This is a genomic window from Rhizobium sp. O111 (assembly GCF_055616315.1).
Map to the genome: position 1 here is coordinate 3,382,102 of NZ_JBSHXL010000001.1, position 18,637 is coordinate 3,400,738.

At 62.3% G+C, this 18,637-nt stretch carries 16 protein-coding genes and 1 riboswitch; of the genes, 10 read left to right on the forward strand and 6 right to left on the reverse strand.

What is annotated here, in order from left to right; all coding sequences use genetic code 11:
• Window positions 1-197 precede the first annotated feature (197 nt).
• The 5 genes from ACVTFQ_RS16930 (at window position 198) to ACVTFQ_RS16950 (ending at window position 6,458) form a co-directional block, all read left to right on the forward strand.
• A complete protein-coding gene (locus tag ACVTFQ_RS16930; protein WP_112436397.1) occupies window positions 198-3,305 on the forward strand; it encodes a helicase-related protein in 3,108 nt (1,035 codons plus the stop codon).
• 3 nt (window positions 3,306-3,308) lie between these two features.
• Window positions 3,309-3,713 (forward strand): RNA-binding S4 domain-containing protein, encoded by a 405-nt coding sequence (locus ACVTFQ_RS16935; RefSeq protein WP_111562649.1) that lies wholly within the window; start codon window positions 3,309-3,311, stop codon window positions 3,711-3,713.
• Between the two features lie 194 nt (window positions 3,714-3,907).
• Window positions 3,908-4,246 (forward strand): ferredoxin FdxA, encoded by a 339-nt coding sequence (fdxA, locus tag ACVTFQ_RS16940; RefSeq protein ID WP_026283614.1) that lies wholly within the window; start codon window positions 3,908-3,910, stop codon window positions 4,244-4,246.
• 395 nt (window positions 4,247-4,641) lie between these two features.
• The gene (locus ACVTFQ_RS16945; RefSeq protein WP_018901867.1) at window positions 4,642-5,217 is read left to right on the forward strand and encodes a CarD family transcriptional regulator; all 576 of its coding nucleotides are present in this window, start codon (window positions 4,642-4,644) and stop codon (window positions 5,215-5,217) included.
• Between the two features lie 380 nt (window positions 5,218-5,597).
• Complete coding sequence (locus ACVTFQ_RS16950; protein ID WP_018901866.1) at window positions 5,598-6,458, forward strand: RNA polymerase factor sigma-32; 861 nt, start codon at window positions 5,598-5,600, stop codon at window positions 6,456-6,458.
• A gap of 63 nt (window positions 6,459-6,521) precedes the next feature.
• Here ACVTFQ_RS16950 and ACVTFQ_RS16955 read toward each other — a convergent pair whose 3' ends face one another.
• The 5 genes from ACVTFQ_RS16955 to ACVTFQ_RS16975 all read right to left on the reverse strand — a co-directional run bounded on the left by ACVTFQ_RS16955 (window position 6,522) and on the right by ACVTFQ_RS16975 (window position 13,465).
• Window positions 6,522-8,066 carry a M48 family metalloprotease gene (locus tag ACVTFQ_RS16955; RefSeq protein WP_026283613.1) on the reverse strand — a complete coding sequence of 515 codons (1,545 nt, stop codon included), beginning with the start codon at window positions 8,064-8,066 and terminating at the stop codon, window positions 6,522-6,524.
• Between the two features lie 241 nt (window positions 8,067-8,307).
• Complete coding sequence (locus tag ACVTFQ_RS16960; RefSeq protein WP_111562650.1) at window positions 8,308-9,024, reverse strand: thiamine ABC transporter ATP-binding protein; 717 nt, start codon at window positions 9,022-9,024, stop codon at window positions 8,308-8,310.
• The gene (gene thiP, locus ACVTFQ_RS16965; protein WP_018901863.1) at window positions 9,017-10,666 is read right to left on the reverse strand and encodes a thiamine/thiamine pyrophosphate ABC transporter permease ThiP; all 1,650 of its coding nucleotides are present in this window, start codon (window positions 10,664-10,666) and stop codon (window positions 9,017-9,019) included. The genes ACVTFQ_RS16960 and thiP overlap by 8 nt, the downstream gene beginning before the upstream one ends.
• A 13-nt stretch (window positions 10,667-10,679) precedes the next feature.
• Window positions 10,680-11,660: a thiamine ABC transporter substrate binding subunit gene (gene thiB, locus ACVTFQ_RS16970; protein WP_313760447.1), complete on the reverse strand. Its 981-nt coding sequence runs from the start codon at window positions 11,658-11,660 to the stop codon at window positions 10,680-10,682.
• Window positions 11,661-11,740: 80 nt separating this feature from the next.
• Window positions 11,741-11,857, reverse strand: a riboswitch (TPP riboswitch).
• Between the two features lie 72 nt (window positions 11,858-11,929).
• Entirely contained in the window at window positions 11,930-13,465 is a 1,536-nt protein-coding gene (locus ACVTFQ_RS16975; protein WP_111562652.1) for an MDR family MFS transporter, read from the reverse strand.
• A gap of 117 nt (window positions 13,466-13,582) precedes the next feature.
• Here ACVTFQ_RS16975 and ACVTFQ_RS16980 point away from each other — a divergent pair, with 117 nt between their 5' ends.
• From ACVTFQ_RS16980 to ACVTFQ_RS16995, 4 genes are all read left to right on the forward strand, one after another.
• On the forward strand, window positions 13,583-14,119 hold the full coding sequence (locus tag ACVTFQ_RS16980) for a MarR family winged helix-turn-helix transcriptional regulator (protein ID WP_111562653.1): 537 nt from the start codon (window positions 13,583-13,585) through the stop codon (window positions 14,117-14,119).
• A gap of 84 nt (window positions 14,120-14,203) precedes the next feature.
• Window positions 14,204-14,884 (forward strand): OmpW/AlkL family protein, encoded by a 681-nt coding sequence (locus ACVTFQ_RS16985; RefSeq protein WP_111562654.1) that lies wholly within the window; start codon window positions 14,204-14,206, stop codon window positions 14,882-14,884.
• A gap of 87 nt (window positions 14,885-14,971) precedes the next feature.
• Window positions 14,972-15,628, forward strand: a complete 657-nt coding sequence (locus ACVTFQ_RS16990) for a thiamine diphosphokinase (RefSeq protein ID WP_181459261.1) — start codon at window positions 14,972-14,974, stop codon at window positions 15,626-15,628.
• Window positions 15,629-15,631: 3 nt separating this feature from the next.
• On the forward strand, window positions 15,632-17,455 hold the full coding sequence (locus ACVTFQ_RS16995) for an ABC-F family ATP-binding cassette domain-containing protein (RefSeq protein WP_047508952.1): 1,824 nt from the start codon (window positions 15,632-15,634) through the stop codon (window positions 17,453-17,455).
• A 7-nt stretch (window positions 17,456-17,462) separates the two neighbouring features.
• On the opposite strand, the gene ACVTFQ_RS17000 is transcribed toward ACVTFQ_RS16995, so the two are convergent.
• Window positions 17,463-17,858 (reverse strand): ester cyclase, encoded by a 396-nt coding sequence (locus ACVTFQ_RS17000; protein ID WP_111562656.1) that lies wholly within the window; start codon window positions 17,856-17,858, stop codon window positions 17,463-17,465.
• Between the two features lie 148 nt (window positions 17,859-18,006).
• On the opposite strand from ACVTFQ_RS17000, the gene ACVTFQ_RS17005 reads away from it, so the two are divergent.
• Window positions 18,007-18,630, forward strand: coding sequence for a DUF5666 domain-containing protein (locus ACVTFQ_RS17005; protein WP_111562657.1), 624 nt, complete (start codon window positions 18,007-18,009; stop codon window positions 18,628-18,630).
• The last annotated feature ends 7 nt before the right edge of the window (window positions 18,631-18,637 follow it).

Genomic DNA, 18,637 nt, shown 5'->3' on the forward strand with positions numbered 1-18,637 from the left:
TACTGCTGTTCCGAATCGCTATGCGAGCATTCCACAAGCTATTCGCGAGAGCTAAAATCCGCCGGTGAAATTGAAATCAGCCCTTGCGTTTGCGCCAGCGGCTGTCCATTTGTTTGTCTGCTTCGGATCAGGAGCTTGGTTTTACCCCCGGGGCACCCCGCCCCGTCTGCAGGACAAAGACACTGACATCGCAGCCGATGATACTGAGTGGGCGCGGCGTGACCGCGGTGCTCGGTCCAACCAATACAGGCAAGACCCATTATGCCATCGAGCGGATGGTTGCCCACGGCACCGGCATCATCGGCCTGCCGCTGCGCCTGCTCGCGCGCGAGGTCTATACGCGTGTCTGCGAAAAGGTCGGTGTCCACAACGTCGCTCTGGTGACCGGCGAGGAAAAGATCTCGCCGCCGAATGCGCGCTACTCCGTCTGCACCGTCGAAGCCATGCCGCGCGAAACCAAGGCTGCCTTCGTCGCCATCGACGAGGTGCAGCTATCAGGCGATCTCGAGCGCGGACACATTTTCACCGACCGTATCCTGCATCTGCGCGGCCGCGACGAGACGCTGCTGCTCGGCGCCGGGACCATGCGGCCGATCCTCCAGCATTTGCTTCCCGGCATCACCGTCGTCGAGCGTCCGCGCCTGTCGCACCTGCTTTACGCCGGCCAGAAGAAGATCACCCGCCTGCCACAGCGCTCCGCCATCGTCGCCTTTTCGGCCGACGAGGTCTATGCGATCGCCGAGCTCATCCGCCGCCAGCGTGGTGGGGCGGCCGTCGTTCTCGGCGCGCTGAGCCCCCGCACCCGCAACGCCCAGGTGGCGCTCTACCAGGCAGGCGACGTCGAGTATCTGGTGGCGACGGACGCGATCGGCATGGGGCTCAACCTCGATGTCGACCATGTCGCCTTCGCTCAGGACCGCAAGTTCGACGGCTACCAGTTCCGCAACCTCAACCCCGCCGAGCTCGCCCAGATCGCCGGCCGCGCCGGGCGCCATCTGCGCGACGGCACATTCGGTGTGACGGGCCATGTCGACCCGTTCGACGAGGAGCTGGTCGGCCGCATCGAGGGCCACCACTTCGACAACGTGAAGGTGCTGCAGTGGCGCACCACAGACCTCGATTTCAAATCGATACAGACGCTGCGCGCCAGCCTTGAAACCGGGCCGCGCGTGCCCGGCCTGACGCGCGCGCTGCCGGCAGTCGACCAGCAGGCGCTCGAGCAGCTGTCGCGCTATCCCGAGATTCGTGATCTGGCCGACACGCCGGCAAGGGTCGAAAAGCTGTGGGAGGCCTGCGCGCTGCCGGATTATCGGCGCATTACGCCGGCCCAGCACGCCGATCTGATCGCGACCCTCTTTTCCGATCTCGTGCGGTATGGCACGGTAAATGAGAATTTCCTTGCCGAACAAGTGCACCGCGCGGATCGAACTGACGGTGAAATTGACACGCTTTCGGCGCGAATCGCGCAGATAAGGACGTGGACCTATGTATCGAATCGGCCCAGCTGGCTTGCCGATCCGACACACTGGCAGGAAAAGACGCGGGAAATCGAAGATCGATTGTCCGATGCGTTACATGAAAGGTTGACGAAACGCTTTGTTGATCGCAGGACATCTGTGCTCATGAAGCGCCTGAGAGAGAATGCGATGCTGGAAGCTGAAATCAGTGTAAATGGCGATGTCTTCGTAGAAGGACATCATGTAGGGCAGTTGTCGGGTTTCCGGTTCACGCCTGTATCGGGAGCGGATGGTCCGGACGCGAAGGCTGTCCAGGCTGCTTCGCAAAAGGCGCTTGCTTTGGAATTCGAAGCCCGCGCAGCGCGTATTCACGCGTCTGGCAACGGCGATCTGGCGATCGGCTCCGACGGCTCGATCCGTTGGCTCGGCGATCCCGTGGCACGTCTGGCCGGCACCGAGCACATCATGCGTCCGCGCTTGATCCTGCTTGCCGACGAACAGCTGACCGGCAATGCGCGCGACCACGTCGCCGCTCGCCTGGAACGCTTCGTCAATCACCACATCTCGACCGTGCTGAAGCCGCTCGACGATCTGTCGCGCGCTGAAGACCTGCAGGGCCTCGCCAAGGGTTTGGCGTTCCAGCTGGTGGAAAATCTCGGCGTGCTTTTCCGTCGCGACGTGACCGAAGAGGTCAAGTCGCTGGATCAGGACGCACGCGCCTCGATGCGCCGTTACGGCGTTCGCTTCGGCGCCTACCACATCTTCGTTCCGGCACTGCTGAAGCCGGCTCCGGCCGAACTCATCACGCTGCTCTGGGCGCTGAAGAACGACGGCCTCGACAAGCCGGGCTACGGTGACCTCATTCCGGTTCTGGCCGCCGGCCGCACCTCGGTGGTGACCGATCCGAGCTATGAGCGCAATTTCTACAAGCTGGCGGGCTTCCGCTTCCTTGGAAAGCGCGCCGTTCGCGTCGATATCCTTGAGCGTCTGGCCGACATCATCCGTCCGCTGCTGCAGTGGAAGCCGGGTCAGCCGAACCGCCCAGAGGGTGCCTATGACGGCCGCCGCTTTACCACGACCACGGCGATGCTCTCCATTCTCGGCGCTACGCTCGAGGACATGGAAGAGATCCTGAAGGGTCTCGGCTATCGCGCCGACGCCGTGAAGGCCGAGGAAGCAGCTACCTATCTGGCAGCACAGGACGCCGCCGCGACGCCGGCCGCAGCAGCTACGACGGAAGCAACCGCTGACGCCGCCGCTGAAACGGCCGAGCACGACGACGCCGACAGCGCCTCTGCTGACGAGACGGCTGCGGAAGCACCGGCTGCCGAAACCGCCGAAGCCCCTGCTGCCGAAGTGCCCGCCGCTGAAGTAACCGAGACCGAAGCCTCTGCCGAAGCTGCGCCCGCAGCGGAAGTGCCGGCTGCCGAAGCTGAAGAGCCGAAGCCGGTTCTACTCTGGCGTCTTGGCGGCCGCACCGACGGCAACCAGCGCCAGGCACGCGGCCATGGCGAGCGCCGTGGCGGCGAACGCCAGGGTGAACGTCAGGAGCGCGGTGATCGCCAGGAGCGTGGCCACGGCCATCGTCGACAGGGCGGCGAAGGCGAGAACCGTGACGGCAACCGCCAGAACCGCGGCAAGGACGGCGGCAAGCCGCACCAGGGCCGCAACGACCAGCGCGGCGACCGTCAGGATCGTGGCGGCAAGGGTCGCGACGACCGCAACAACAACCGTGGCGGCTCTCAGCCGCTGCGCTTCGAGGCAAAGCCCCCGCGCAAGGAAAAGCCGGTCGATCCGGATTCGCCCTTCGCCAAGCTCGCTGCCTTGAAGGAGCAGATGAAGAAGTAATCGATGAGCGAGAAGACACAGCCATCAAGCGGTTCGCGCCAGCGCATCGACAAGTGGCTGTTCTTCACGCGCATGATCAAGTCACGCTCGCTGGCGCAGGCCCATGTTCAATCCGGGCATGTGCGCATCAACGGCGAGCGCGTTTCCCAGCCAAGCCACCAGATCAAAACCGGCGACAGGATCGAGCTCTCGCTCGACCGCCGCGAGTTCGTTCTGATCGTCAAATCCGGTGGCGCTCGGCGCGGCCCTTTCGAGGAGGCCCGCCTCCTCTACGACGACATCTCACCGTCACAGCAAGACCGCAAACAGCTGACGCCCTACGAGCAGGCGACCCGCGATACGGGCGCTGGACGACCGACCAAGAAAGAGCGCCGCGCAATCGACCGCCTGATGTCCGACGACGATTAGAAAATCCGTCTCCAAACTCGGCGCTTTCGCGCTTTCTTTATCCTTGAAATCCGGCACCAAAGCCGATACTTCACAAGCAACTTGCCGGATGGCGTGGCAGTTCCCAAGACTGGTCATGTCCGTCTCCGGCCAGGGGAAAGGCGCGACGTTCCAGGTTGCCCGGCCCCGTCTGCGTGAAAATCCTGGAGTTCTTCATGACCTATGTCGTGACCGACAACTGCATTCGCTGCAAATATACCGATTGCGTTGAAGTCTGCCCCGTTGATTGCTTCTATGAAGGCGAGAATTTCCTCGCGATCAATCCTGACGAATGCATCGACTGCGGCGTCTGCGAGCCGGAATGTCCCGCCGAGGCGATCAAGCCGGATACCGAACCGGGCCTCGACAAGTGGCTGAAGATCAATGCCGAGTTCGCCAGCATCTGGCCCAACATCACCGTCAAGAAGGACGCGATGGATGGCGCCAAGGACGTGGATGGCGAGACCGGAAAGTTCGAGAAATACTTCTCGGAAAAGCCCGGCGCCGGCGATTGATCGCCCGCTGATACTATAGTCTGAGACAGGGCCGGAATCTGCCCAATCTCATGGCGGATATGCATGACTTATGGGGGCGACATGTGTTGCCCGCATGACTCATACGCAGTAAATTATTGATTTCCTCATATTTTTGTGGTAACTTTCACACACTGTTCCTTTTGCGGCATCAAGGATGCCCCAAACCACCACGAAAGCAAACAAATCCAAGCGCGATTTCCGTGACATATCATGATCTTGAGCTGTCACGCCCCAAGATTGCGTGTCTGAATATGCTTGCTTCTTCCCGGTGGGACCAGAAGTAAAGTCACCCGACGGATCCGACCGTCTCATCCGGGCCTGACTGACCCGGCTCCGGCCTTGGCCGGAAGCGTAACAGGGAGTTTTTGACAAGAATGACGATCCAGCAGAAAAAGCCTTCAGCAGCCCGCCATGGTTTCAAGACCGGTGAATCGATCGTGTACCCCGCTCATGGCGTCGGTACCATCAGCGCCATCGAAGAGCAAGAAGTTGCCGGGATGAAGCTCGAACTTTTCGTTATCGATTTCGAGAAGGACAAGATGCGCCTGAAAGTGCCGGTCGCAAAGGCCATGAGCATTGGCATGCGCAAGCTTTCCGAGACGGATTTCGTCGAGCGTGCTTTGAAGGTCGTGCAGGGCAAGGCGCGCGTCAAGCGCACCATGTGGTCCCGTCGCGCGCAGGAATACGATGCCAAGATCAACTCCGGCGACCTGATCTCGATCGCTGAAGTCGTTCGCGACCTTTATCGTGCCGAAAACCAGCCGGAACAGTCCTATTCCGAACGCCAGCTTTACGAAGCAGCGCTTGACCGCATGGCGCGCGAAATCGCCGCCGTCAACAAGCTCTCGGAAACCGAAGCCGTCCGCCTCGTCGAGACGAACCTGAACAAGGGTCCGAAGCGCGGCAAGGCTGTGGAAGAAGACGAAGCAGAAGAGGAAGAAGCAGCCTGATCTCAGGCGTTCTTCTCACCAAAAAACCCGGCCATCGTGCCGGGTTTTTTTATTGGAACCTTTTCCACAGTTGCGCGTTTACACACTGTCACCACGGACTTCCGGGAGAAAGCAATTTCGCTGGAGGTCCGGTTTTCATGTCAGGATGCGACGAGGAGCGGATCATGCCTTCCACAAATTGCCGATTTGGCAACGTGAAGAAAACGGTCTGGGCTCGCGCCATAACCAGCACATAGCAGTAACTAGGGCCTCTTTCTGAGACGTCCAGAGTTAGAGGCCTTCATATCTTCCAGCCATGAATTTGATCCGGTCCGCAATGTCCGGAAGCAAGCCTTGTTTGCCCTTTTTCAGGGCTAAAAGTCTGAACTCAGGAGACCGATATGAAGAACATGTCTGCAGACCGGCGCATGATCAAGATCGCCATGGCGGCTCCCTATCTTGCCCGCGAGGAAGAACACGACCTCGCCGTCCGTTGGAAGCACAACGACGACCGCGGGGCACGCAATCAGATCGCAATGGCGCATATGCGCCTCGTCATTTCCATGGCCGCGAAATTCCGCAACTTTGGACTTCCCATGAGCGACCTCGTCCAGGAAGGCTATGTCGGCCTTCTGGAAGCCGCCGCCCGCTTCGAGCCGGAGCGTGATGTCCGCTTCTCCACCTACGCAAGCTGGTGGATCCGCGCCTCGATCCAGGATTACATTCTCCGCAACTGGTCGATCGTGCGCGGCGGCACCAGCTCGGCGCAAAAGGCGCTGTTCTTCAATCTGCGCCGCCTGCGCGCCAAGCTCGCCAAGGGCGATACGCAGCTGACGCTGCAATCGATCCACCAGGAGATCGCCGCAGCACTCGGCGTCAGCCTCTCCGACGTCCAGACCATGGATGCCCGCCTCTCCGGCAACGACGCCTCGCTCCAGGCGCCGTCGGTGTCCGGCGATGCCGATAGCGCCGAGAAGATGGATTTCCTCGTCAGCAACGAACCGCTGCCCGATGAGCAGGTCACCAACATGATCGACGGTGAACGCCGCCGGGTGTGGCTCGCTTCCGCGCTCACCCATCTCAACGAACGCGAGATGAAGATCATCAGCGCCCGCCGCCTTGCCGAAGACGGCGCAACGCTGGAAGAGCTCGGCGCCGACCTCGGCATCTCCAAGGAGCGCGTCCGCCAGATCGAAAGCCGTGCCATGGAAAAGCTTCGGACAGCGCTCGTCAGCGCCGACCCGTACATGGCCGCGCACTAACCCCGATTACTCCGAGATTACTCCCCAGTGATGCAACTGGCCCGGCGCAAGCCGGGCCTCTTTTTATTCCGAGATGATTTTGACGCGGTCGCCGGGCGCAACGGACGCGCCGGTCGGCAGGGCGTTGATAAGCTTGAACAAATCGAGCTTGCGATCCGTTCCCATCATCCGCGCCGCGAGCGTGGTGATGTTATCTCCAGGCTGCACCGTCAGAACGCGCACCCGAAGCGGCTTCAGCGACGCAGCCTCGGCCGGCGTCATGCGCCGGAAGCTGGAGCGCAGCACGTCGGCCGTCGATTGCAGCGCGGTGCTTCCCTTCGGCACGGCCGTGAGGAAGCGGAAGATCTGCGAATTGTTGCGCACGACAGTCACGTCGAAATCCCAACGGTCGGCACTGGCGCGCGCGGTAGCGGCCTCCATGCCGTTGACGGTGATCTGCTGGATGGTCGACGGATCGAGCCCGGTGACCCAGCCGCTCGAGATATAATTGGTCAGCGACTGGTTCTGGTTGTCGGCCACGCCGTCGAAGCGGATCGCGATGTCGCCGGGACCGGTCGCCATCACGGCCTCGACCTTGTTGTCGATCTTGAAATCCGGCGGCACGTCGAAGCGAATGCCGAGACCACCATGCAGGAAGGTCTGGCCGCGAACATAGCCCTCTTCGGGGCTGTCGCCGTAGAGCAGGCCATCGATGCCGTCGAGATAATATCCGCGCCCGGTATCGCCGACCTTGCCCTCCTGGCCGAAGGCACGGGCGTGGTCGCGCGCAAGCTCTATGCGCTGCGCCGAGTTCGGATGGCTCGACAGGAAGTCCAGGCTCTGGTCGGCATCGGGATCGACCGACATGAAGCGGCTGTAGCCGGCCATGGAATCGAGGAAGCGGCTAGCCGCATAAGGATCATAGCCGGCTTCGCCGAGCATGCGTACGCCGATGACGTCGGCCTGCAATTCCTGCTGGCGCGAGAAGGCGGCAAGCCGCAGCTTGCCGCGCGCCAGCGCCTGCTTGCCCGCGATATCGCTCGAAAGCACCTCGGCGACGACGCGGCTGGCGATCACTTCCGCCTCTTCACGCTTCTGCCGCTCGATGCCGTGGTTGGCGGTGACGTGGCCCATTTCGTGCGACAGCACGGCGGCCACTTCCGACGCATCGTTTGCGAGCGCCAGAAGACCGCGGGTCACGTAGAGATAGCCGCCGGGCAGCGCGAACGCGTTGATCGCGGGCGAATTCAGTATGGTGATGCGGTAGGACTGGCTCGGATTTTCCGACACCGCCGTCAGCGCGCCGGCGATGCGCGCCACCAGCCGCTCGGTCTTGGCATCCTTGTACTCGCCACCATAGCTCGCGACGATGCGCGGATGCTCGCGCGCGCCCATGGCCGCACGCGGATCGTTCTTCTGCACTTCGTCGACGATCTGCGGATTGGACGAAGGGCCGACACTGGGCTGATAGGATTGTTCGAGCGCCGACTGACAGCCGTAGAGCGCCACGGTGGAGGCGGACAGGATCGACGCCCGTCGCGCCCAGCGGCACGCTGCGAAGAACACATCACTGGAAGGCGCGGGCAGTTTCCACGTCGTCATGCGGTCCAGTCTGGCTCTCCGAGTCATCGCGCTTCTCGGCCGGCTCGCCGTCATGGCGCCCCGGTCGTCTTCATCAAGGTTCAACAGGCGTACGCCCCCGTTTCCGCAGTGCACAATCGAGGACCCAAGTCTTTGCTTTAGCTGATTTCCGCATCGGTTGCATAGCGAGACTCTGCCTAAATATGGCGGCTTTATACTTTAGCAAGCCTAACGTGGTTAAGGAGTTCTCTGGGTCGCCGCAAATTATGGCGAAAGTGCCGTTGTCTTGTTAAGATTCGTCGATCCGCAGAAATTGCCGCAGCGCGGAATTGTTCTCGCCGGTCGAAAACCGCTCGATCGGCGCCGCCACCGCGACCCTGCCCTGATCGATGAAAATCGCATCGTCGGCAATCCGCCTGATCTCGTCGGCATCGTGCGACACGATCACGACGGTGTTGCCGCTGTCGCGATGCATGACCAGAAGCAACGCCGCCATGTCGCGCCGAAGGCTTGGATCAAGCGCGGCGAAGGGTTCGTCGAGCAAAAGGATGGGGCGTTGACGCACCAGCGCCCGGGCAAACGCCACCCGCTGCCGCTCGCCACCGGAAAGCGTCGCCGGCATCCGCTTTTCGAAGCCTGACAGCCCGACCTTCGCGAGCGCCGACGTAATCGCCCGCCGATCGGCATCGCCAAGTTTCAGCGCCGGATGAATGCCGAGCCCGATATTGGTGAAGACATTGAGGTGCGCAAAGAGATTGTTGTCCTGAAACACCAGCGACACGGGACGTTCGGCTGGATGCTGGTGGCCGATATCCTTTCCGTCAAACAGGATCTGTCCTCCATCCGCCGTATCGAAACCGGCCAGCAGATTGAGGAAGGTCGACTTGCCCGCGCCCGATGCGCCGGTGACGCCGATAACGGCGCCTTCGGGCAGCGCGCAATCGAACACGAATGAGTTCTGGCCCAGCCGCAGCGTCACGCCGCGCATCTCGATGGCATCAGTCATGCGATAGCGCCTCCCGCTTCGGTTCATCCGCCACCCCCGAGCCTATCGTGCCCGAAATCGTCAACAGCAGGCAGATCACCCCCAAGATCAGCGCCAGCCCATCCGCATCATTGGTGCGATAGCTCCCGAGACTGGAATAGACCAGCCACGGCAGCGTGACGAAACTATCCGAACCGAACAGCGCGACGGCGCCGAGATCGCCCAGCGACAGCGCCATGGCAAAGGACAGCGCCGTCAGCACCGGCTTGCGCAGATCCGGCCACGAGATGAGCCGCAGCTTGGCGAGGCCGGAGATGCCGAGGCTGGCGCTCAGCCGCTGCGTGCGGCGCTGGTGGATCGCATAGGCCGGCTCCAGCACCCTGACGACGAAAGGCATCGCCATCAGCGCATTGATGGCAACGACGAGCACCGGCGCCACGACATTGACGTCACCGACATCCCGCGCCGCCAGGAACCATCCCGTGGCGAGAACGATGGGCGGAAAGAGCAGCACGAGCGATGATGCCGCACCCATGGCAGCAAAGAAGGACCGCGTGCCGTACCGCGCTTTGCGCTCAAGCGAAAGCGTATGGCGCGCGCGCACGAGCGGCATCGACAGGGCGAACGACAGCAAGGCCGACGAGAGCGCCATCACACCGCTGGTGGCAAGCGCTCGCCAGAAGATCGCTTCACCGACGAGCTTCATCAGATCGGCGCGCAGGCCGGCGATGACGATGAAAAGCAGCGGCAGGCCGAGAAACAGCACCGCCAACGTGAGAAGCGCGCGATCGGCGACCCATGCACCGAGCAGCGCGCCATCAGGGCGCCGGATCGTGCGGCCCGCCGTCAGCCCCGCATCTCCGGATGCCGGCAGCAGCGATAGGATGCCGAGCACCACGGCCGTCAACGCGATCTGCAGTAGGGACAGGCCCACCGCGCGGCCAGGATCGAAATCGAAGCGCAGCGACTGGTAGATCGCCACCTCGATCGTGGTCGCTGCCGGTCCGCCGCCGAGCATCAGCACCAGCGTGAAGCTGGTGGCGCAAAGCATGAAGATCAGCCCGGCAACGCCAGGGATAACCGAACGCAGCACCGGCCACTCGATGAAGCGGAAGACGGACACCGGCCGCATGCCGAGACCGCTCGCCACCAGCCAGTATTCGCCCGGCACCCGCTCCAGCGCCGCCAGCATCAGTCGGCAGGCAAGCGGCAGGTTGAAGAACACATGCGCGAGCAGAATGCCCGACAGACCATAGATGCTGACGGGTTGATCGATACCCGCCCATGACAGCATCGTGTTGACGACGCCCTGCCGGCCCCAGATGCCGATCAGGCCGAGCGCGCCGATCAGCACCGGCAGCCCCATCGGTACCGCCATCAGCCGGATGATCCAGATGCGGCCGATAAACCGCGGCTGCCGCGCCAGCGCGCGCGCCACCGGGATGGCCAGCACGAGCGACAGCAACGTCGACAGCGTCGCCTGTAAAAGCGTGAAGCGCAAGACGCGCAGGATGTATGGATCAGAAACGATCGAACCGACAGGCATGCCGTCGGTGGAGATCAGCAGGGATAGCGTCGCGACCGTCACGAAGACGATGATGGCGGCGAGGCTGAGCGCCCCGCCGGCCAGCGCGTATCGTCTTTCGGACGGCGCAATAAGCATCAGTTCATGCTCATCAATTCATGCTCATGGCGGCCAGCCATTCGTCGATCCAGGCCTTGCGGTTCTTGGCGACCTCATCCGAGCTCATCAGGAAGGTCTTCGACGGATTGACGAGCTTGCCGAAAGCATCCGGCAGCGGCTCCGAAGTCTTGGACACCGGCATCATCCAGTTGTTGGTCGGGATCGTGTCCTGGAAGCCAGGCGTGACCATGAACTTCAGGAAGTCCTGCGCCAGCGCCTTGTCCGGCGCGTTCTTCAGCAGGCCCGCCACCTCGATCTGGATGTAGTGTCCCTCGGAGAAGGCGGCTGCCTGGTAGCGATCTGTGTTTTCCGAAACCATGTGATAGGCGGGCGACGTCGTATAGGAGAGCACCATCGGCGCCTCGCCCTTGGTGAACAGGCCATAGGCCTCCGACCAGCCGGGCGTCACCGTGAGTACACGCTTCTTGAGCTTGGCCCAGGCTTCCGGCGCCTTGTCGCCATAGACCGACTTCACCCAGAGAAGCAGGCCGAGGCCCGGCGTAGAGGTGCGGGGATCCTCGATCACGATCTTCTGCGCGGGATCGCCGTCTACCAGCTCCTTCAGGCTCGCCGGCGGCGTCTTGATCGTCTGCGTGTCGTAGATCACGGCGAAATGGCCGTAGTCATAAGGCACGAAGACGTCGTCCTTGAAGCCACCGGGGACCTGCAGCGCGCTGGTATCGACGCCGCTCGCATCGAACAGGCCGGTAGCCTTGGCTTCGGTGATCAGATTGGTGTCGAGGCCAAGCACGACATCCGCCTTGGTGCCCGATCCCTCAAGCTTCAAACGCGATAGCAGAGCCACGCCATCCGCGACGCTTACGAAGTTAACCGTGCAGCCGCAGGTCTTCTCGAACGCCGCCTTCACCTTCGGGCCGGGACCCCATTCGGAGGTGAAGCTCTCATAGGTGTAGATGGTGAGCGTCTTGTCGGCGGCGTATGCTGCCGTTGCCGAAAAGCCCGCCAACAGCATGGCGGCGCCGAGCGCATAGGTCTTGAAATGGGTCATGACACCTCTCCTCTAGGTTCAATGAAGGGGAAAAGGGCGGTGCCTGGTGTCACGCGTCTAATCCCTCCGCCGGTGTTAGCCGGATCAGGTTCCGCGGGTTGGCTTTCGCAAGCCTCTCAGCCAAGCATCCTTGAAGATACGAGGCACCCCGTTAGAGCGTCGCAAGGTGTATATCCGTAGCCGGCGTCTGGCAAGAGCGGACGTCGGCCAGGGTTTGTCAGCTAGGTTCGTGGCTATTCGGCGGCGTCGGCAGCCGCTTTCGTGGGCGCAGCGCCACCCGTGCGCGGCAGTTGGACCGGCTTCAACATCAGGGCCGCTACAAGCCCGATCAGAGCGATGCCGCAGGAGGTCATGAACAGCGGCACGAAGGCATTGGCATAGGCCTCGGCAACCGCCTGGCGTGCGGCCTCCGGCAAGGCGGCCAGCATCTTCGGCGTCAGCTGCTCGATATCGGCAACGCCGGGAATGGAGGAGCCGACGCGCGAGAGCTGCGAGCCGATGATCGCGCCGTAGATCGAGATCGCGATAGAGGCCCCGCCCATGCGCGACAGTGTCACCGAACCGGTCGCCGCACCGATATCGCGCACCGGCGCCGCGTTCTGCACGCCGATGATTGGCACCTGTTGTGCCAGGCCGACCCCGACACCCTGCAGTGTCATCACCGCGCCGATGAAGATGATCGGCGTGCCGGCATGAAACTGCGACAACAGCGCGAAGGCCAAGGCATTGCAGCTGAGGCTGGCGATAGCGAACGGCTTGTAGCGCCCCGTCACCGAGATGATCCGTCCGGCCGAGATCGACCCGCACATCAGGCCTCCGGTCAGCAGGATGAAGAGCAGCCCGGCCGCGGACGGAGAAAGCCCTGTCGTGGTCTGCAGGAAGAGCGCGAAGTAGTTCACCATGCCGATAGCGATGCCGCCGCTCATGATCGACATGATCAGCAGCAGGCTGAAGGTCGAATTGCGAAACAGCGACAGCGGAATGATCGGTTCGGCGGCACGGCGCTCGACGAACACCCACGACACCAGGAAGACCACGCCGGCGGTGATGATTGCGAGATTAAGCGGGGCGATCAGCGACCCGAACACCTGCGCGCCATCAGCGGCAAGCACAATACTCGTCGTCGTCAGCGCCAGCAGAATGGCGCCGGCATAATCGATCGTCGGGCGACGGTTCGGCTTGCGATAGGGAAGCATGAAAACCAAGCCGCCAAGCACAACGGCGCCGATCGGGATATTGACGAGGAAGATCGAGCGCCAGCCGAAGAGATCGCTCATCGTGCCGCCGAGCACGGGCCCGATAGCGCCCGACGCCATCAGCACAAGGCTGACATAGCTCTGGTATTTGGCGCGCTCGCGCGGCTCGAAGAGATCGGCCGTCACCGCGAAGATCGACACCATGATCCCGCCACCACCGAGACCCTGCAGCAGGCGCGCGGCGATCAGCGTGTTCATCGACACCGCCAGCCCGCAAACCGCCGAACCCACGGTGAAGATCAGGATCGCGGCCATCATCACATATTTGCGGCCGAAGAGATCGCCGAGCTTGCCATAGAGCGGCATCACCGCGCTGACAGCCAGCAGATAGGCCGAGCCGACCCAGCTGAACCGCTCAAGATGCCCGAACTCACCGACGATTGTCGGAAGCGCCGTGGCGACGATCTGGTTGTCGAGCATGGCCATGAACATGGCGGTCATCAGGAAAAGAAAGAGAATGAGCCGGCGACGGGGGTCGGTCACCAGCGGCTGCGCTGCGATCTGTGGGTTCATGGGGGCGATCTTTCTGGTTAGGGCGCAATTTATGTGCTATCAGCATATAAATGTCAACGTCATATAAATGACATCAGCATATTTTCCTCCCCGATCGCTTCTGTTATCCTCCACCCCATGACAGATACTTTGCAAATCGACCCCGACACCACGCCGACCGAAGATGATATCGCCCATATCGGCCAAAGCATGAGCCGTATGCGCATGATCACGGGGCGACGACTGATTGCCCGCCTCGCCATCGAAAAAGTGGCTCCGGATCTGGAGCTCTCACATCTGGATGTTCTCGAAGCCGTCAAGCTCGCCCGCAGAAATGGCGAGGTGACCGTGGGAACGATTGCCGAGGCCATGCGCATCGATCCGTCCCGCGCAAGCCGCATTGTCGCCGACATGGTGGGCCGCGGTGTTCTAGAACGCGCGGCATCTCAGCAAGACGCCCGGCGGATCCTGGTGGTGATCACGCCATCCGGCTGGAGCCTGCTCACGGAACTGAAATCTCAGAAGCTCGCAATCATCAAGGATGTCGTCTCCGACTGGTCGTCCGAGGACGCCAAAAACTTCGCCGAGCTGTTTGATCGGTACATGACCGGTTTCGAGCGCGTTTTCGCCATGCGCGACAAACACTTGCCCGCGACACCAAAAGCCGGAAAATAGATCGAGAGATTGATCTGAATCAAACAGTTACCTTGCCACGTTTCATAGAACTCCCCCTGACCATAAAACCTAGGAGAGAATCGAATGAAACGCCGCCTGGCAAAACTAAAGGGCATGTTCGCTGCCGTCGTTCTGGTTGCCGCCGCCCATCCGGCCATGTCCGCCGACCTGACCCAGCCGACCGCGGCACAGGAAGCGACACAGAGCCAGAGCCCCTGGATGATCCGCCTGCGCGCGCTTGGCGTCATCACCCAGGATTCCGGCTATGTCGGCGGCGTCGCCGGCTCGGATCTCTCCTATTCGGACACGGTCGTTCCTGAATTCGACGTCACCTACTTCTTCACCGACAACATCGCCGCCGAACTCATTCTCGGCACGACATTCGCCAACGTTACCGGCAAGGGTTCGATCGAAAGCCTCGGCGATGTCGGCAAGACCTGGCTGCTGCCACCGACGGTGACGCTGCAGTACCACTTCACCGACTTCGGCAACTTCAAGCCCTATCTCGGCGCCGGTCTGAACTACACCATTTTCTACAACGAGAAGGGCAAAAGCGCCCAGAGCCTCGACATCGACAACACCTTCGGCGTCGCGCTCCAGGCCGGCTTCGACTACATGTTCGACGAGCACTGGGGCCTCAACGTCGACGTCAAGAAAATCTTCCTGCGTCCCGATTTCAACGTGAACGTCGGCGGCACCGACATGACCGGCAAGGCCAAGCTCGATCCCTGGCTGATCGGCGCCGGTGTGACCTACCGTTTCTAAAGCCAACCTTTATCGCAGAAACGCTTGAGGGCGCGGACAAACCATGTCCGCGCCCTTTCCCTTTTCCTCCGCTTTGCGCTATGGGCAATGCCCATGAGCCAATCCACCTTCACCATCCTGCTCGGCGGCGAGCTGCACATGACGGAGCGCCTTCGCGCAGCCGTCTCCGGCAGCCGTTTCATCGCCGCCGACGGCGGCATGCGGCACGCGCTGGCGCTCGATGTCAGGCCGGAGCTCTGGGTCGGCGATTTCGATTCCACGCCGGATGATCTGACGGCCGCATTCTCGGACATTCCGCGAAAGCCCTACCCCGCCGCCAAGGCCGCCACCGATGGCGAGATCGCCGTGTCGGAAGCGATCGCGCGCGGCGCAACGCGACTGATCCTCGTGGGCGCCCTTTCAGGCGACCGTTCAGACCACGCGCTGCAGCACCTCATCTACGCCGTCAGCCTCGCCGAGACCGGCCTCGATGTACTGCTCACCTCGGGCACGGAGGAAGCCGTGCCGCTGATCACGGGCACCATCACGCTCGATCTGCCGAAGAACAGCCTGTTTTCCGTTCCCGCCTTCAGCGAGCTCAGCGGCCTCTTCATCGAAAACGCGCGCTATCCGCTCAGCGATTTCCATTTGCCCTTCGGCTCGTCGCGCACCATTTCCAATGTCGCGGAAGGCCCCGTGCGCTTCTCGCTTCAAAGCGGCCGCGCCATCGTGCTCGCCCGCCCTTACGATCTTTCTGGAGTCTGATTTTTGGCGCCCCCTATCCTTAAACTCGACGATATCTTCCTGAGCTTCGGCGGCGCGCCGCTTCTGGCCGGTGCTGCCCTGCAGGTGGAGCCCGGCGACAAGATCTGCCTTGTCGGCCGCAACGGCTCCGGCAAGTCGACACTCCTGAAGATCGCCGCCGGCATGGTCGAGGCGCAGTCCGGCGAAGTGTTCCGCCACCCGTCGTCGACCGTGCGCTATCTCGAACAGGCGCCCGATTTCGCCGGCTACAGCACCGTGCAGGCCTATGCGGAAGCGGGGCTTGGACCGGGTGACGATCCCTACCGCGTCACCTATCTTCTCTCGCATCTCGGCCTCACCGGCGAGGAAGATCCGAAGAACCTCTCCGGCGGCGAAGCGCGCCGCGCCGCCCTTGCCCGCGTTCTGGCGCCCGAGCCCGATATCCTGCTCTTGGACGAGCCGACCAACCATCTTGACCTACCCACCATCGAATGGCTGGAAGGCGAGCTGCAGAAGACCCGCAGCGCACTGGTTCTGATCTCGCACGACAGGCGCTTCCTGGAAAAAGTCTCGACCGCCACCGTCTGGCTCGACCGCGGCACCTCGCGCCGCCTCGACCGTGGCTTCGCCCATTTCGAGGCCTGGCGCGACCAAGTGCTCGAGGCCGAGGAGATGGAGCAGCACAAGCTCGGCAAGGCGATCGAGCGCGAGGAGCACTGGCTGCGCTACGGCGTCACCGCGCGCCGCAAGCGCAACATGCGCCGCCTCGGCGAGCTGCAGACGATGCGCGCCAGCTATCGCGGCCACAAGGGTCCGCAGGGCACCGTTCAGGCCACCGTCTCCGATGCGCAGGAATCCGGCAAGCTCGTCATCGAAGCCGACAAGATCACCAAGACTTATGGCGAACGCCCGATCGTCACGCCGTTTTCGATCCGCGTTCATCGCGGCGATTGCATCGGCCTCGTCGGCCCGAACGGCGCCGGCAAGACGACGCTCCTGAAGATGCTGACCGGCCAGTTGCCGCCCGATACCGGCATCATCAAGCTCGGCACCAATCTGGAGATCGCCACGCTCGACCAGAAGCGCGAGGATCTGAACCCCGAGGACACGCTGGCGCATTATCTCACCGACGGGCGCGGCGAGAACCTGCTTGTGAACGGCGAGCAGCGCCACGTCACCGGCTACATGAAGGAATTCCTGTTCCAGCCGGAGCAGGCCCGCACGCCGATCAAGAACCTCTCCGGCGGCGAGCGCGCCCGCCTGATGCTCGCCCGCATGCTGGCGCGGCCGTCCAACTTGCTTATCCTCGACGAACCGACCAACGACCTCGACATCGAGACGCTGGATCTGCTGCAGGAGGTCGTCGCAGGCTTCCCTGGTACGGTCATCCTCGTCAGCCACGATCGTGACTTCCTCGACCGCACCGTGACCTCGACGATCGCGCCCGCCGTGCCGGATGCGCCTGATGGCCGCTGGATCGAATATGCCGGCGGCTATTCCGACATGCTGGCGCAGCGCAAGGGTGCCGCCGACGAGCGCAAGAAGGCGGAGAAGGCCGAGAAGGCAAAAGCGCAAGACGCAGCCCCTGCCGCCGAAGCGCCGAAGGGCAAAGGAAAGCTCTCCTTCAAGCAGAAGTTCGCACTCGAAAACCTGCCCAAGGAGATGGCCAAGGCCGAAGCCGAAATCGCCAAGCGCGAGGAAAAGATGGCCGACCCCAACCTCTTCTCCAAGGACCCAACGACCTTCAACCGCCTGGCCGCCGAGATGGAGAAGTTCCGCGACAGCCTGGTGAAGATGGAAGAAGAGTGGCTGGAGCTCGAGATGCTCAGGGAAGAGCTGGAGGGCTGAGCGCCCTCTACGCCACCGAAAGCTGGGCCTCGATCGCCGCCTTGTCGACGATCGACCACACGTTGGCGATCTTGCCGTCGGCAAACTCGTAGAACACGTTCTCTGAAAACGAGATCCGCCTGCCGTTGACGGGCAGACCGAGAAATGTGCCTTGCGGGCTGATGTTGAAATTCAGCCGGCTGGCCACCGTGGTGTCATCGGCGATCAGGATCTGTACGTCGAAATAGAGGTCGGGTATCGCGCGAAACTCGGCCTCACGCGCCTGCCGATAGCCATCGAGGCCAACCATCTGGCCGTTATAGCGCACATCCTGCCCGACATACGTGCCGAGGTTTTGCCAATCCTGGGAATTCAGGCAGTCGATGTAGGCATGGTATACATCCGCAAGTCTCTTCTCCGGCATTCAAGCTCTCCTGCCCGTTGGCAATCCCCTGCCAGATAGCTCCCGTCTCCGGGTCGTAAACCCTCACATTTCATTGATTGGCCAGCGCCAAGACCTCGTGCCTAAGCTCCCGAAGGCTCCCGCCCCCGGAGCCAAGAGGAGAAAACCCATGTCTCGCTATCTGATTACCAGCCATGTCGCGGCGCTTGCCGTCGGCATTCTTCTGAGCACGTCGCAGATCACATCGGCAGCTGATGCGCAGCGCGTGCGCGTTCGTGGCGATATCGCGAGCCTTTCCGGCGACACGCTCGTCGTCAAGACCCGCGAGGGCGCCAACCAGACCATCGCGCTGAAGCCGGAATGGAAGGTTGGCGGCATCAAGAAGGCGTCGGTCGAGGACATCAAGCCCGGCGATTTCGTCGGCATCGCCTCGCTGCCCAAACAGGACGGCGGCGATGGCGCACTCGAGGTGCTCATCTTTCCGGCTGCCATGAAAGGCACCGGCGAAGGCAGCCGCCCCTGGGATCTGAAACCCAACAGCAGCATGACCAACGCGACCGTCGCCAAGGCGGTCAAATCCGTCGATGGCCACACCGTGACACTGACCTATCAGGGCAAGGAAAAGACCATCTCGATATCGGACGATACGCCGATCGTGACCTTCACCGCCGCGCAGATGTCGGACCTGACACCGGGCGCGCATGTCATCGTAATGGGCGAAAAGGCAGCCGACGGAACGGTCTCCGCAGCACAGGTCACGGTCGGCACCAACGGCATCGTTCCGCCGATGTGATCCCGAT

Coding starts and splice junctions, on each gene's coding strand:
- thiB (WP_313760447.1), bottom strand. CDS start 11,660: ATGCTGTTGGCGGGCTTTTCGGCAACGGCAGCATACGCCGCCGACAAG.
- ACVTFQ_RS16935 (WP_111562649.1), top strand. CDS start 3,309: ATGAGCGAGAAGACACAGCCATCAAGCGGTTCGCGCCAGCGCATCGAC.
- ACVTFQ_RS16990 (WP_181459261.1), top strand. CDS start 14,972: ATGCCCATGAGCCAATCCACCTTCACCATCCTGCTCGGCGGCGAGCTG.
- ACVTFQ_RS16955 (WP_026283613.1), bottom strand. CDS start 8,066: ATGACTCGGAGAGCCAGACTGGACCGCATGACGACGTGGAAACTGCCC.
- thiP (WP_018901863.1), bottom strand. CDS start 10,666: ATGCTTATTGCGCCGTCCGAAAGACGATACGCGCTGGCCGGCGGGGCG.
- ACVTFQ_RS17000 (WP_111562656.1), bottom strand. CDS start 17,858: ATGCCGGAGAAGAGACTTGCGGATGTATACCATGCCTACATCGACTGC.
- ACVTFQ_RS16945 (WP_018901867.1), top strand. CDS start 4,642: ATGACGATCCAGCAGAAAAAGCCTTCAGCAGCCCGCCATGGTTTCAAG.
- ACVTFQ_RS16950 (WP_018901866.1), top strand. CDS start 5,598: ATGAAGAACATGTCTGCAGACCGGCGCATGATCAAGATCGCCATGGCG.
- ACVTFQ_RS16975 (WP_111562652.1), bottom strand. CDS start 13,465: ATGAACCCACAGATCGCAGCGCAGCCGCTGGTGACCGACCCCCGTCGC.
- ACVTFQ_RS17005 (WP_111562657.1), top strand. CDS start 18,007: ATGTCTCGCTATCTGATTACCAGCCATGTCGCGGCGCTTGCCGTCGGC.
- ACVTFQ_RS16980 (WP_111562653.1), top strand. CDS start 13,583: ATGACAGATACTTTGCAAATCGACCCCGACACCACGCCGACCGAAGAT.
- ACVTFQ_RS16960 (WP_111562650.1), bottom strand. CDS start 9,024: ATGACTGATGCCATCGAGATGCGCGGCGTGACGCTGCGGCTGGGCCAG.
- ACVTFQ_RS16930 (WP_112436397.1), top strand. CDS start 198: ATGATACTGAGTGGGCGCGGCGTGACCGCGGTGCTCGGTCCAACCAAT.
- ACVTFQ_RS16985 (WP_111562654.1), top strand. CDS start 14,204: ATGAAACGCCGCCTGGCAAAACTAAAGGGCATGTTCGCTGCCGTCGTT.
- fdxA (WP_026283614.1), top strand. CDS start 3,908: ATGACCTATGTCGTGACCGACAACTGCATTCGCTGCAAATATACCGAT.